General features: G+C 70.1%; 13 protein-coding genes. 3 read left to right on the top strand and 10 right to left on the bottom strand.

The annotated features are described in order from the left end of the window. Window positions 1–2: 2 nt before the first annotated feature. The 8 genes from AOK15_RS07930 to AOK15_RS07895 form a co-directional block, all read right to left on the bottom strand. Complete coding sequence (locus AOK15_RS07930) at window positions 3–1,646, bottom strand: class I tRNA ligase family protein (RefSeq protein WP_055514206.1); 1,644 nt, start codon at window positions 1,644–1,646, stop codon at window positions 3–5. 315 nt (window positions 1,647–1,961) lie between these two features. After that, window positions 1,962–3,212 carry a preATP grasp domain-containing protein gene (locus tag AOK15_RS07925; RefSeq protein ID WP_055514204.1) on the bottom strand — a complete coding sequence of 417 codons (1,251 nt, stop codon included), beginning with the start codon at window positions 3,210–3,212 and terminating at the stop codon, window positions 1,962–1,964. A gap of 1 nt (window position 3,213) precedes the next feature. Further along, the gene (locus AOK15_RS07920) at window positions 3,214–3,945 is read right to left on the bottom strand and encodes a class I SAM-dependent methyltransferase (RefSeq protein ID WP_055514261.1); all 732 of its coding nucleotides are present in this window, start codon (window positions 3,943–3,945) and stop codon (window positions 3,214–3,216) included. A 96-nt stretch (window positions 3,946–4,041) separates the two neighbouring features. Continuing rightward, window positions 4,042–5,118: a lysine-2,3-aminomutase-like protein gene (locus tag AOK15_RS07915; RefSeq protein ID WP_055514202.1), complete on the bottom strand. Its 1,077-nt coding sequence runs from the start codon at window positions 5,116–5,118 to the stop codon at window positions 4,042–4,044. Window positions 5,119–5,226: 108 nt separating this feature from the next. Further along, a complete protein-coding gene (locus tag AOK15_RS07910; RefSeq protein WP_079058361.1) occupies window positions 5,227–6,375 on the bottom strand; it encodes a serine hydrolase domain-containing protein in 1,149 nt (382 codons plus the stop codon). A gap of 148 nt (window positions 6,376–6,523) precedes the next feature. Further along, entirely contained in the window at window positions 6,524–6,685 is a 162-nt protein-coding gene (locus tag AOK15_RS07905; RefSeq protein WP_157870190.1) for a hypothetical protein, read from the bottom strand. 348 nt (window positions 6,686–7,033) lie between these two features. Further along, window positions 7,034–7,471 carry a VOC family protein gene (locus AOK15_RS07900; protein WP_055514196.1) on the bottom strand — a complete coding sequence of 146 codons (438 nt, stop codon included), beginning with the start codon at window positions 7,469–7,471 and terminating at the stop codon, window positions 7,034–7,036. Window positions 7,472–7,584: 113 nt separating this feature from the next. Then, entirely contained in the window at window positions 7,585–8,217 is a 633-nt protein-coding gene (locus AOK15_RS07895) for a TetR/AcrR family transcriptional regulator (RefSeq protein WP_055514194.1), read from the bottom strand. 100 nt (window positions 8,218–8,317) lie between these two features. On the opposite strand from AOK15_RS07895, the gene AOK15_RS07890 reads away from it, so the two are divergent. Together AOK15_RS07890 and AOK15_RS07885 are read left to right on the top strand one after the other, a co-directional pair. Next, window positions 8,318–9,712 (top strand): MFS transporter, encoded by a 1,395-nt coding sequence (locus AOK15_RS07890; protein WP_055514192.1) that lies wholly within the window; start codon window positions 8,318–8,320, stop codon window positions 9,710–9,712. Continuing rightward, window positions 9,712–10,941, top strand: coding sequence for an FAD-dependent monooxygenase (locus tag AOK15_RS07885; protein ID WP_055514190.1), 1,230 nt, complete (start codon window positions 9,712–9,714; stop codon window positions 10,939–10,941). Before AOK15_RS07890 ends, AOK15_RS07885 begins: the two co-directional genes overlap by 1 nt. A 108-nt stretch (window positions 10,942–11,049) precedes the next feature. On the opposite strand, the gene AOK15_RS07880 is transcribed toward AOK15_RS07885, so the two are convergent. Together AOK15_RS07880 and AOK15_RS07875 are read right to left on the bottom strand one after the other, a co-directional pair. Further along, window positions 11,050–11,601: a DUF6624 domain-containing protein gene (locus AOK15_RS07880; protein WP_107099361.1), complete on the bottom strand. Its 552-nt coding sequence runs from the start codon at window positions 11,599–11,601 to the stop codon at window positions 11,050–11,052. Continuing rightward, window positions 11,598–12,017, bottom strand: coding sequence for an ATP-binding protein (locus AOK15_RS07875; RefSeq protein WP_055514188.1), 420 nt, complete (start codon window positions 12,015–12,017; stop codon window positions 11,598–11,600). Before AOK15_RS07875 ends, AOK15_RS07880 begins: the two co-directional genes overlap by 4 nt. Before the next feature lie 277 nt (window positions 12,018–12,294). Between AOK15_RS07875 and AOK15_RS07870 the strand changes: the two genes are divergently transcribed. Continuing rightward, window positions 12,295–12,681: SDR family NAD(P)-dependent oxidoreductase (locus AOK15_RS07870; RefSeq protein WP_157870189.1), on the top strand; the 387-nt coding region annotated here is incomplete at its 3' end.

The following is a 12,681-nucleotide window of genomic DNA, read 5'->3' as shown; positions in this document are numbered from 1 at the left end:
TTTCACCGCGTCCGGCCGTGGGGCAGGAAGAGCGAGCAGGCGTCGGCGAGGTCGCCGACCTTGGTTCCGGTCCGGTCGTGGTGCCTCCACGCCAGGCCGTTCTTCTCGACCGATCCCGGGCATCCGAGGGCGGTCCACAACTGCTGGGCCATGGTGGGAGCCACCGGGTACAGGCCGGCAGCGAAGGCTGCCGCGGCGGCCAGCTCGGCACGCACTCCTTCGACGAATGCCGCGTGCGGGCCCCCCGGTAGACCAGCCAGCCGCTCCAGATCCGCCCCTGCGGCGGCGGCGTCACGCGCCAACCGGTCGAGCCGGTCGAGCGCGTCGTCCGGCGCGAACGACTCCGGCCGGTACGCGTGCGCGACAGCTCGCAGCGTGTCGTCGGTATGCTTCCGCAGCCGTTCGGCGGTGGTGGTCGGGCCGGGAGGGGCCGAAGAACCGGGGGGCAGCTGGCAGGCGTCCGCGGCTTCGCAGCGCCGGGTCAGGGCGGCCAGCCAGCCGTGCCACCGCGTGAGTGCTCCGTCGTACACGCGCGTCCGGAAGCTCTCCCAGGTGAAGTCCGTCTCCTCGACGGCGGGACGGTCCCAGCTCAGCTGGAGCCGGAGGTGGTCGGCGGGCACGCTGGACAACATGTCGAGCAGCCAGACGGCGTGCTTGCGGCTGGTGGAGAACTTGAGACCGTCGAGCCGGTAGAACTCATTGGAGACGAAGTCCGTGGGGAGCTGCACGTCGGGGTCGAAGGCACGCATGACGGCCGGGAAGAGCAGCGCGTGGAAGTACCCGTTGTCGTACCCGAAACACTGCACCACCCGTCGGCGCCCGCCCCAGACGCCCCTCGGCTCACCGTCCGCTCCGGCCGCCAGGTAGCCTGCCGCCATCTCGAACCACACGTACACCCGGTGGTCGTCAAACCCGTCGACCGGCACCGGCAGGCCCCAGGTCGCGGGATGAGACACGGCTATCTCGGGGAGTCCCTCCAGGGCCATGGTGTGGCACAGGGCCGTGAGGTGACCGTTCATCCCCGTCGCGTCCCAGAACTCGCGCAGCGCTTCCGCGTGCCGCTCCAGGGGTAGGTACAACCGTTCGCAGTCCCTGAGTTCGCAGTCGGCGCCACAGATCGTGCAGACGGGGTCGACCAGGTCCGCGCAGTCGTTGGGTCGGCCACACATCTCGCAGGCATTGCCGCAGGACCGTGCCTTGCAGTGCGGACAAGCACCGGCGACGTACGCCTCGAACGCCCAGCGCTCACATGGCTTGCAGTACGGCAGCGGCCGGACCCGGGCCACGATGTCGCCCTGGTCGTACAGCTGTCGGAACATCCGCGTGGTGAACTCGCGGTGCGGCGGGTCGCGGTCCGGCCGACCGATGACGTCGTACCGCAGGCCCGCGCGCTCCCAGGCGCGGACGATGCGGTCGCCGAACCATCTCGCGGTGGTGGCGGCGGTGCCGCCCTCGCGGACCGCGAGGGCCTCGGTGTAACTCTGGTTGTCGTCGATCCCGGTCATCGTCAGAACATCGGCGCCTTCGGCGCGCAACTGCCTGGCCATCACATCGGCCGCGAGGTACGGCCCGGACAAGTGGCCCAGATGCAGGTCGCCGTTGGGCGTGGGTGGGGTTGCGGTGATCAGCCAGGATTCGGAACTCATCGGGGCCTTTCCGGAGATTTCCCTCGGGCTCGGTGCGGACGCTTCTAGGTGTGGTCAGCAGTCGTAGTGGTTGCCCCTGCCATGACCCGCCACGGGCGTCGTCGCGAGGAGGCTGCCGGAGATCGGGAGATCCGCCGGGCCGTGTCGCCGGCGGGCACATGAACGGCGGGGGCGGTGCCGGAGCGCCAGTTGCCGAGACCGACTCCGCCCGCCTGGACGCCACTCCGGCCCATCCCGCACGGAATGATCTTGATCGAGCGGTCCCGTGGAGCGGAGACCGTTACTGCCGCAGATCGCACACGGACCGTGGCGGCGTCAGCCGATTCCCAGGATGATTTCCGCTTGCCTCTCCACCTCCGCCACGGATTGCGCATCGCGGCCGACCACCAGATAGCGCCACTTGCCGTCCACGGCCCGCGTGTCGGCGGTCAGCAGCACGCGTGCGGCCGAGGACGAGTCGGCGAGCCCGGCGGAGGCGAGCCGAGCCACCGCGCTCGCGAAGTCCAGACTCCCCGTGCTCAGCCGGACGTCCGCGCGCCAGTGCACCGGGGAGTCCCCCGGCCGCATCCGCCGGGCGAGCTCCTCCAAATAGGTGCCGCCTGTGCGTCGGACGTTGGCCTCGGTGACGACGTAGCCACCCTCGTGGACACCGCAGTCCACGTCGAAGATCCCACGGTAACCATGGCTGTGCAGCCAGCCGCCGATGGCCTCCGCGGCCCGCATCAGCTCCTTGTGGAAGGGGCCTTCCTCTGCCGGAGTCACCATCCCCGTCCACGCGTTGTTCACAGTTCGCTGGTCGCAGCTGTAGAAGTACGTCGGCCCGGCGTCGTCGATGTTCATCTCGATACTGGGAGTCGCGGTGAAAGGCAGAAACTCCTCGTACACCCAGCCGCCGTCGCGTTCCGCCTGTCCTGTGAGGGCTTCGGCGAGTTGCTCCTCCGGCGTCTTCGGCCCGCCGGACCGGATCACCACGTTGCCGAACCCGTTGGACGACCGGTTGTTCTTGATGATCGCGGCGGGCCGGGTGGTCAGGAATTCCTTGATGGACGAGACCAGTTCGGCCTGTGACTCGGCATAGCCCCCCTCGGCCACGGGCAGTCCGAGGCCGGCGGCGGTCTCACGGAATCCGCGCTTGGTGTTGATCAGTCGGAGTGCGTCGAGCATGCCGCCGCCGGGGAGCTTCGTGTACGGCAGCACCCGGACACCCGTCCGCCGGCCGAACTCCAGGACCGGGCGGTCCGGGACGAAGGGCTGCAGCTCCGGGCGGGAGGCGAGGAGGTGCTCCGCCCCGAGGTCGCGTACTACATCCAGGGCGTGGACGCCACGCACCTCCTCTGGGGCCACGATGTCGACCTGCGAGGTGTCCAGTCCGGTGACGCTCTCCACGTACTCCCGGAACGCGGGGGTGCACGGGGCGAGCATGACCACGCAGTCGCCCGGCTCGGCCTGCCACAGCTTTCGGGGGGTCACCGCTGCCATGGCCCGCCGGTAGGCGTCCGTGGGGTGCTCGGCCATGATGTCGCTGACGATGTTGGCCAGGATCGTCCGGCTGGGCCGCTCGGCCATGTCAGTTCGCCTTCCGTCGTGCCGTGAACACGGTGTGTCCCGCGTACATCCACACCACGTCCACCTCCACGAAGCCCGCCTCGCGCAGCCAGTCCAGGTGCTCGGCGACCGAGGACGGTTTGTCGAGCGGGTCCGGTCCGGGGAGCCGGTAGTAGTTCCACTCCGACTTCTCGAACGCGATCGCCGCCTCGTCCCCGCCGAACTGCTCCAGGGAGCCCTCCCGCACGGCCTGCTCCCAGTGGTCGCCCGCCAGTGCGCGGGCGGCCGCGCCGGTGGGTTCGACCAGGTCGGCCATCACGAACGCACCGCCCGGGGCGAGCATCGCGTGGATGTCCTTGTACAGCGTGCGCTTGCCCGCGCCGTCGAGGTGGTGGACCGCCAGAGATGTGACCACCGCGCCGTACGTGGCGCCCTGCCGCCAGGCGTGGTCCTCAATGTCCGCCTCCCGCACGGCATGCCGGCCGCCGAAGGGCGCCAGGCGCTCCACGGCCCGGTCCAGCATCTCCCGCGAGCCGTCGAGCAGAGTGACCCGGCCCTCGGGGTTGCGGCGGAGGTACTCCTCGGAGAGCCGTCCCTCTCCGCAGCAGAGGTCGAGCACATGAGGGATGGGGATACCGGAGAGGAGGTCGCACACGGCTGTCATCTGCTCGTGACGGCGAGGGACGAAGACATCGCCGTATCTGGTGAACACCTCCGTGTCGGAGAGGTCCCAAATCTCTGTCAGTTCAGTCATGATGTCCGCCTCTTCGTTCGGGGATCTGCCGTCAGGTGTCGTCATTTGGCAGACCGAGGTGCCTTCTCGATGAGATCCTGAAAAGACTGCGTCTCGCTATAGCGTGAACTGCGCGGGTTCGGCGTCGGGTACCGGTCCAGGCGGATAGTCGTGGTGGCAGCCCCACGGATCACGCACCCGGTACGTGTGATTTCCATGGTCTTCCAGGTACGACGGCCCGACGGGAACCTTTCCGTGCCCACCCGGTATGTCCAGGACATAGGTGGGCTGGCACGTGCCGGACAGTCGCCCGCGCAGCCGCCCCATCAGCTCCTGTCCGTGCTGGATGCTCGTCCTGAAGTGGTGGGTGCCCGGGGCCAGGTCGCCATGGTGCAGGTAGTACGGTTTGACTCGATTGGCGACGAGCGTCCGGAACAGGTCTTCCAGTGCCGTCGGAGTGTCGTTGACACCCTTGAGCAGCACGGTCTGGCTCAGCAGCGGTATACCTGCCGAGCTGAGCCGTCGGAGTGCGGCGCGGGCGGCATCCCCCAGCTCCTGGACATGGTTGGTGTGGACCACCACCCATACGGGCGTCTCGGTGCCCAGCGCCTCGATCAGAGCGTCGGTCACCCGGTCGGGGTCGACCACCGGTATGCGGGTGTGGAACCGGATGACCTTGACGTGCTCGATCGCGTCGAGCGCCGTCATGATCGGCTCCAGCCTGGCGGGCGAGATCATCAGAGGGTCGCCTCCGGTGAGAATGACCTCCCACACGTCCGGTTGCGAGCGGATGTATTCCAACGCCCGTGCCATCTCGTCGGCGGACAACATGCCCTCGCCAGGACCCACCACCTCGCGGCGGAAGCAGAACCGGCAGTAGACGGGGCACAGGTGCATCGGCTTGAGCAGCAGCCGGTCCGGGTAGCGATGGGTGATGCCCTTCACCGGGGTGAACGGGGCGTCGCCGATCGGATCGGCGCGTTCCTCGGGCAGGGTGACGAGTTCGTCCGCGGTGGGGACGAACTGTCGTGCGACCGGATCGTCAGGCGTTTCCATCCGTTCCCGTATGGCCGGGGTGATGCTCACCGCATAACGCTTGGCGACGCTACGGATTTCGGGAAGTTTCTCCTCGGTGATGAGGTTCTGTTCGTAAAGCGATTCCGGCGTGCGAATCGCACGGGAGCGGCGTGGCATCGAATACCGCCTGTCGGGGTTCGTCGGTGAGGTATTCCGTTTGTTCGTTGTCCGCTCGGTGACGGGAGCGGGTAATTCATTCCTCCGGAAACGAAGGGCTCGGGGAATTCATTCGGCCGATCGAGCCCGGTCACAGACCGCGCTCACCAGTCGCCGCCCGAGTTCGTACTGCTCCTCGGGATGTTCTTCCGGGCGCCGGGTGACGGTGGTGGCCACCGCCAGGTCGTACTCGGGGTTGTACGCCATCACCACGCCCCAGAATCCGGCGTGACCCCACCAGACACCCGGCCCGAGAGGCATCCTGAAGATCCCCATGCCGCCGGCCTCCGCGCCTCGGGCCTGCACGGTCCGGAGCATGGCGGCCAGAGTCTCGGGGTACTGGAAGACCTTTCCGCCGAACAGGGCGCGGACGAAGCACGCCAGGTCGCGCATGGTGGAGACCAGCCCGCCGGCGCCCCACAGATCGCAGGACGGATCGACCGCGAGCAGATCGGCGTTCCACACGTACTGGTGCGCTCTTTCGGCTGCGGCGGGCGGCGTGGGCTCCAGGGATTCCAGGTGCACCGACTCCAGACCGAGCCGTTCGAAGTCGAGCAACGTGCGGTAGGCGGTGCCGAGCGAATCGCCGGTCACACGTTCCAGGATGTTGCCGAGGATGCTGTATCCCGTGTCGCTGTAGTGGTACTGCGTACCCGGAGGGGCCACCGGCTTGCCGTGGAGCATCGCCCAGCTGATCTGTTCCAGGCGGGTCCAGCGATGTGTCGGGCGGGCGAAGGCCTCGCGGTCGTAGTCGGGATCGGCGCCGAAGTCGTAGAGCCCGGCGGTGTGTTGGAGGAGATGACGAACCGTCATCTCCTCGATCCGATAGCCACCCTCGCCGAGAGCGTCGAGGATTGCCCCGGACGTCAGCGGGACGATCGGGTCGTCCAGGCCCAGCCGCTTCGACTCGACCAGCCGCAGGACCGCCGCAGCGGTGAAGGTCTTCGTGATCGAGGCTACTCTTACGGCCGCCGTGGGCCGGAGCGGCCGACCATTCGCGAGATCGGCCACGCCCGCGGCTCCGGACCAGTCGAGTCCAGGGCCGCTCAGCGCTGCGAGGACCCCGGGCTGGTCGTGAGCGTCGGCCCGGAATTCAGCGGCGACCGAGGCGAGAAGCGCATGCGACGGAGGTTGCGGCGAGGCCTCACTCTGCGGGCGCGGGAATCGTCCGCCGGAAGGAGTGGTCACCGCAGGGCCGCCCCGGCTCCGGGCGGACATGGACGGTGCGCCGGCTTCTCCCGGGCCGGATCCACTGATGGCCGGCACCTACAGGCCGTGTCGCCAGCGACACTGGCGCCCTTGGCATCGCCTCCGCCGGGTGGGAGTGGAAGAGCGGGTGGGAGACCTTTGCACATGTTGCCCTCCGTCAGGGATCGGAGTTCGCCGTCGGTGATCGCCACACAGGATCATTCGGATTCGGCTTGTGCCGCGCATAAGTGCGCCGATCGCGGGCCGTGTGGGCGAGGAGGTCGTCGACCATCCGGTGGAAGAGGTCGGCGAGCTGCCGGAGCCCGCCGAACATGCGCATGAGGAGCTCGCCGTGTACCGAGAGTCGGCCGGGGCCGCCCACCACCGAGCAGCAGCCGTCCGTGACGCAGTCGACGTCCGCTTCCAGCAGCTGACGCGCACACTGCTACGTCTGAAGGGCGGCCCCGGATTCCGGCGTCCCGGCCCCGCGCCTCAGCCCGGCGACGGCGAGAGGGAGACCTCCGCCCGGACGGCACACGAGGAAGATCCCGTCTCGTCGGTTCGTGTCACTGGCCGTGCTCGACGAGGGTGGCTACGAAGAACGTCCGCCGGGACACCACCATCTGGATCGTCGTCCGCGACTACCCCGTACGGCCACCCTGACAGAACACCGGCCTGAGAACACCCCCTAGTCGAGGCAGAACTCGTTGCCCTCGATGTCCCGCATGACAATGCACGACTCGTAGACGCCGTCGGCCCGCAGCAGCCGCTCGCGGACCGCGCCGAGCGCGACGAGCCGCGTGCACTCGGCCTCGAGGGCGGCCAGGCGTTCGTCGCCCACGAGCCCGGTGCCGATCCGCACGTCCAGATGCACCCGGTTCTTGACGACCTTGCCCTCGGGGACGCGCTGGAAGTACAGGCGGGGGCCCACACCCGTGGGATCGCCGCACGCGAACCCCTGGCCCTGTCGCTCGGGCGGAAGCGAGTGATCGTAGGCGTCCCATGTTGCGAAACCCTCCGGCGGCGGCGGTACGACGTACCCCAGCACCTCGCACCAGAAGCGGGCGAGGCGCTCGGGATCGGCGCAGTCGAAGGTGACTTGGAACTTCTTGATCGAGGAGGGCATCGGCGCACCATAACGCCTGCCGCGCGGACGCGCGAAGGGAATTCGGCGGGGATGCGACCGGGGGAGTGTGGTGGCGCCGCAGGCCGCGGCCGCCCTCCCGCGTCGGCCTCCGCCTACCTGGGACGGTAGGCCCGCAGGAACGTCCGCACCCCCTCCACCAGCAGGGGCCGGACGCGGTCGTCCCGCGCGGCGTTCGCGGAACCGAGCCGGTCCAGCGCGACACCGAAGGTCAGCGCGATGAACTGAGCGGCCGCGAGGCGGGGATCGGGGACGTCGAGCAGCCCGGCCGTACGGAAGGCGGCGAACCGCTCGGCGAGCGCTTCGTCGGGAGTGTCGGCCATGGAGTTGTAGCCCGGTCGCGGCAGATGGCCGGACTCCGCCCGGACCAGGCGTTGCAGCGTCGCGTACTCCGCCGAGCCGAGCATGTCGGTCGCGATGCGCATCGAGAACGCGACGAGGGCGTCCTCGAGGTCGGCGTCGCCGGTGCGGTCGGTGAGGGTCTCGTCGAGGGTGCTCCGGATCGTGGTGATCAGCGACTGGCCGACGGCGTCGACGACTGCCTGCAGCAGGGTCCGCTTGTCTCCGAAGTAGTCGTACACCGTCCGCTTGGAGACCCCGGCCCGGGCGGCGACGGCGTCGACGCTGGACCGGTCGAAGCCGTCGGAGAGGAACAGTTCCCGGGCGGCCGTGAGGATGGCCGCCCGCTTGGGCGTGGACCCCTCACGCAGGGTCTTCGTGGTCGGCATGGCCACATCCTAACCGTCCTACACTGCACGGTGTAGTGTAGTTGTGGGCTGCGCACATACGACCGTTCCCGCCCGCCCGGCTTTGACGGAAAGGACGTTCATGACCGCGACACTTGCTCCCCCTGTGCGTATCGGGAGGGCCGCTGTGGGTGCCCTCGGCGCGCTGGCGGTCGCCACCGGTGCCCTGGAGTCGGTGGTGACGCCGACGCTCCCGCTCCTGCAACGCGAACTGGGGATGAGCCCCGCCGAAGGGGCGTTGCTCAGCATCATGCTGCTGATCACCGGCGCGCTCGTCACCCCCGTCGCCGGCACGTTAGGTGACCGCTACGGCGGTAAACGGGTCCTGATCCGGCTGATGGCGGTGGTGTCCGTCGGCGGCCTGGTGTCGGCCGTCGCGCCCAACCTGCCGGTGCTGCTGCTCGGTCAGGTGCTGCAAGGCGCGATGGTGGGCGCGCTGCCCCTGTCGTTCATCCTGGTGCGCGACTATCTCCCCGCGGGCGAGTCGAAGCTGGCCATCGGGACGGTCAGCGGACTGTTCGTCGCGGGCGGGATGGCGGGAACGCTGTCGGCCGGTCCCGTCGCGGAAGGACTGTCGCGCCACTGGATGTTCGCGCTGCCGACGATCGCGGTCATCGGCGCCACCGTCCTGGTGAACGGGCTCATGCCGCAGGATCCGCCGGGCCGTTCGGACGGCGTCGCCATCGACTGGCCCGGCCTGGTACTCCTCAGCGGGACTCTGGTCACGCTCATGCTCGTCCTTGCGACGGCACCCGACATCGGCTCCCGACCCCTCATGGTCGGCGCCCTCGTCGTGGTGCTGGCCGCCTTCGCGACCGGATGGACGGCCGTCGAGCGTCGTGCGGTCACACCGATGGTCGATCTGCGCATGCTGGCACGGCCCGAGGTGTGGAAGTCGTGCGTGCTGACGTTCGTGATCTGCGTCGGTACGTCGGCCGCGGTCTACCTGGTCCCGCAGCTGTTCGCGGTGCCCGCAGACGCGTACGGCTTCGGGGCCGACGCCACCGAGATCGGGTTCTTCCTGCTGCCCGGCGCCCTGGCCGCGTCCCTCGCCGGGCCGCTCGGCGGGATCGGGACGCGGCGCTTCGGCACACGCCCCGTGGTCACCACCGGGATCGTCCTGATGGCCGCCGCCCTGATCGCCCTGGCGGCCGTGCACACCGAGATCTGGCACCTCGTCCTCGGCAAGGCGTTGATCGCGCTGGCCAACGGCCTGTGCGTCACGGCGCTGGTGACCGGCACCGCCACGTCCGTCGAACACGGCGACACCGGCATCGCCACCGGTCTGGTCCTGGTGACCCGGGTGGTCGGGTTCGCCGTCGGTGTACAGCTCAGCGGCGCGCTCCTCACGGCCGGGACCCCTGCCGGGTCGGACATCCCCGCCGAATCGGCCTTCGCCACCGGCTTCGTCGTCGCGGGCGCCGTGACGGCGCTGGCCCTCCTGCTCACCCGCACCATGAACGAAGGAGTCAAGTGATGCCCCCCACCGATCGGTTGCGGAACCCCAGCCCCACACCGCCCCGCCACGTCCTCGTCTCCGGGGCCGGCGTCGCCGGGCTCACCCTCGCGTACTGGCTGAACCGCCAGGGCTTACGCGTCACCGTGGTCGAGAAGGCGGCCACACCGCGTCGCGGCGGCTACCCCGTCGACGTACGCGGCACCGCCGTCGAAGTCGTCCGGAGAATGGGAGTCCTGCCGCGGCTGCGGGACGCACACGTCGACCTGCGCCGGCTGATCTTCCTCGACGGGGACGGCCGCGAGGTGGCCTCGCTCGACCCGCACACGATCACCGGCGGAGTCGCGGGGGATCTCGAGGTGCCGCGCGGCGACCTGACCGCCGTGCTCCACACGGCGGTCAGGGACGACGTGGAGCTCCTGTACGACGACTCCATCGACACCCTGGACGAGACCGGCGACGGGGTCGACGTCACCTTCCACCGCGGCAGCGGGCGTACGTTCGACTTGGTGTTCGGCGCGGACGGTCTGCACTCCCGTACCCGAGCGCTCCTGTTCGGCCCCGAGGAACGGTTCCACCACTACCTCGGCTACTGCTTCGCCGGGTTCACCCTGCGCGACACCTTCGGGCTCGCCCACGAGACCGTGCTGTGGAACACCCCGGGCAGGGCGGCCGCGCTCTACGCCGCGGGCGACACCGGCGAGATGCACGCCCTGTTGGCCTTCGCCCGCCCGGAACCGCCGTTCGACCTGTTCCGGGAGCCGCGGGCCCAACGGGACCTGGTCACCGAGGTGTTCGCCGACGCCGGATGGCGAGTGCCGGACATCCTCACCGCCCTGCGTGCCGTGGACGACCTGTACTTCGACGGGGTCGGCCAGATCCGCATGCCCAGTTGGTCCGGCGGCAGGGTCGCGCTGGTGGGCGACGCCGCGTACGCGCCGTCCTTCCTCACCGGGCAGGGCACCAGCCTCGCGCTCGTCGGCGCGTACATGCTCGCCGCTTCCCTGTCCGGCCGACACGACCACGCCACGAGCTACGCCGCCTACGAACAGACCACCCGAGAGTTCGTGACCGTCAACCAGAACCAGGTAGGCAAGGGCGACGCCACGCTCTTCCCAACCACCGCCGAGTCCTTGGCACGGCGCAACGACATGCTGCGCGCACTCGCCATGGAACCCTCCGGGGACGGGCGACCCGCCCGCCCCGCCCACTCGGCCCTCACCCTGCCCGCGAGCGCGAGCGTGACGTGAACGCCTGGTAGGCACGCGGACGGACAAGGGGTATGACCGAAATACGCGCCAATCGCCGAGGACCGCTGACCGTCCGCCCTACGCAGTTCCTCGGCGACCGCCACACCGCTACACCGCCCCGCTCGCCCCCAGCCGCACCGCCCGCAGATGGTCCGCCAGTGGGCCGAGCCCCACGTCGTGGCGGCGTTCGTCGACCGTCTCGGGGTGGCGGATCGGGTACGGGAACAGCGTGCCGGGATCGATGCGGGTGCCGTAGAACTGCGGTTGGCTCAGCTCGACCGCGCAGTGGTCGGCGATGTAGGCGTGGTGCACGGCGGGGGAGCGGCCGTCCGCGACGGCCTCGGCGATCAGATCACGGCAGGTGAGCTGGAAGCCCAGGTCGGGGGAGTGCAGCAGGATCATCAGGGCGGCCGTCGAGGCCGGCTCGCCGACGAGGGCGGCGGTGGGCCAGCCGTGGCGGGCGACGATCGCGTGGAGGGCGTCCGCGTTCCCGGCCCGGCACTCGGTGATACGGGTGCGGGCCCGGACGGTCGGGGCGGTCCGGGCCTCGTGAGCCAGTCGCCGCTCGTCCTCCGCCCTGCGGACCAATTCGGCGGCCAGGACCTGTGGCGGGGGGACGGCGATGAGAGGGGTGCCTTTCCTGGCCGGGGCGTCTCTCACGTCGGCTCCCGTACGGCGAGCGAGAACCACACGCGCTTGCCCACGTCGTCCGCGTCCGGCGGATCGGTGCCCCAGTCGTCGGCCAGCGCGGCGACGATGGCGAGCCCGCGCCCCGACTCGGCGGCGGCGTCCACCGGTCTGGGCCGGGGCTGTGCGGGCGAGGGGTCGGCGAGCGTCGCCCGTAACGCGCGATCGGAGCATTCGAGGGTGACGGCGATGGTGTCGGCGGGTCCGGCGCTCGCGTGCCGGACCGCGTTCGCGAACAGTTCGTCCGTGGCGAGCACGGCGTCGTCGGCGATCGAGGACAGCTCCCAGCGTGCGAGATGCGCGGCCACCGTACGCCGCACCCCGGCGGCGCACGACGGGCGCGCGGGCACCGCGAGACGGACGAGCCGGGACCTCTTGAGCGAGATCAAGGCAGCATCACCGCGTCCGCCCCTGCGGGCGCCCCGCCGGACGGGACGTCACGGACGCTCCAGCCGGGGTCGCGTGCCGGCGCGGCAGGGGTCCGTCGGCGGGATGCGCGGACACGGACGGCCGTCATCGGGGTCCTCCTCGAAGCTCGGGGCGGCCGCTGGCGGACCGCCGGTGCTGTTGTCGAAGACAACAGCACCGGACACACGAAACACCAGGTGGTGGAGGGGTTGTGCAGTTGCGGGCGGGTAGTGACGCGGGCTGTATATCTTCGCCACCATGGGGAACGTCGACGAGGGACCGCGCCACGCGGAGCGCTCCGTCCGTGCCGGGTGGCCCGGCATGCGGGACAAGCGGGTCGTGGTCACCGGCGGCAGCCGCGGCCTGGGGGAGGGCATCGTACGGCTGTTGCTGGCCGAGGGCGCCCAGGTGGCGACCTGCGCGCGGGGGAAGGCGGGCCTGGCGGCGCTGGACGCGTCCCTGCCGGGCGAGGAGCGGGCCCGTCTCCTCACCGAGGACCTGGACGTGACCGAGCCGGGCAGGCTGGAGGACTTCGTCACCGCCTCGGCGAAACGTTTCGGCACCCTTGATGGCGTCGTGGCCTGCGTCGGCGGCTCACGCGGCGGTGGTTTCGAGCAGACGGACGCCGCCGACTGGGCGGCGACC

Source organism: Streptomyces ossamyceticus, assembly GCF_001418475.1.
Classification (GTDB): domain Bacteria; phylum Actinomycetota; class Actinomycetes; order Streptomycetales; family Streptomycetaceae; genus Streptomyces; species Streptomyces ossamyceticus.
The sequence above is the reverse complement of the archived record's forward strand: the minus strand, read 5'-3'. Positions and strand labels throughout refer to the sequence as shown.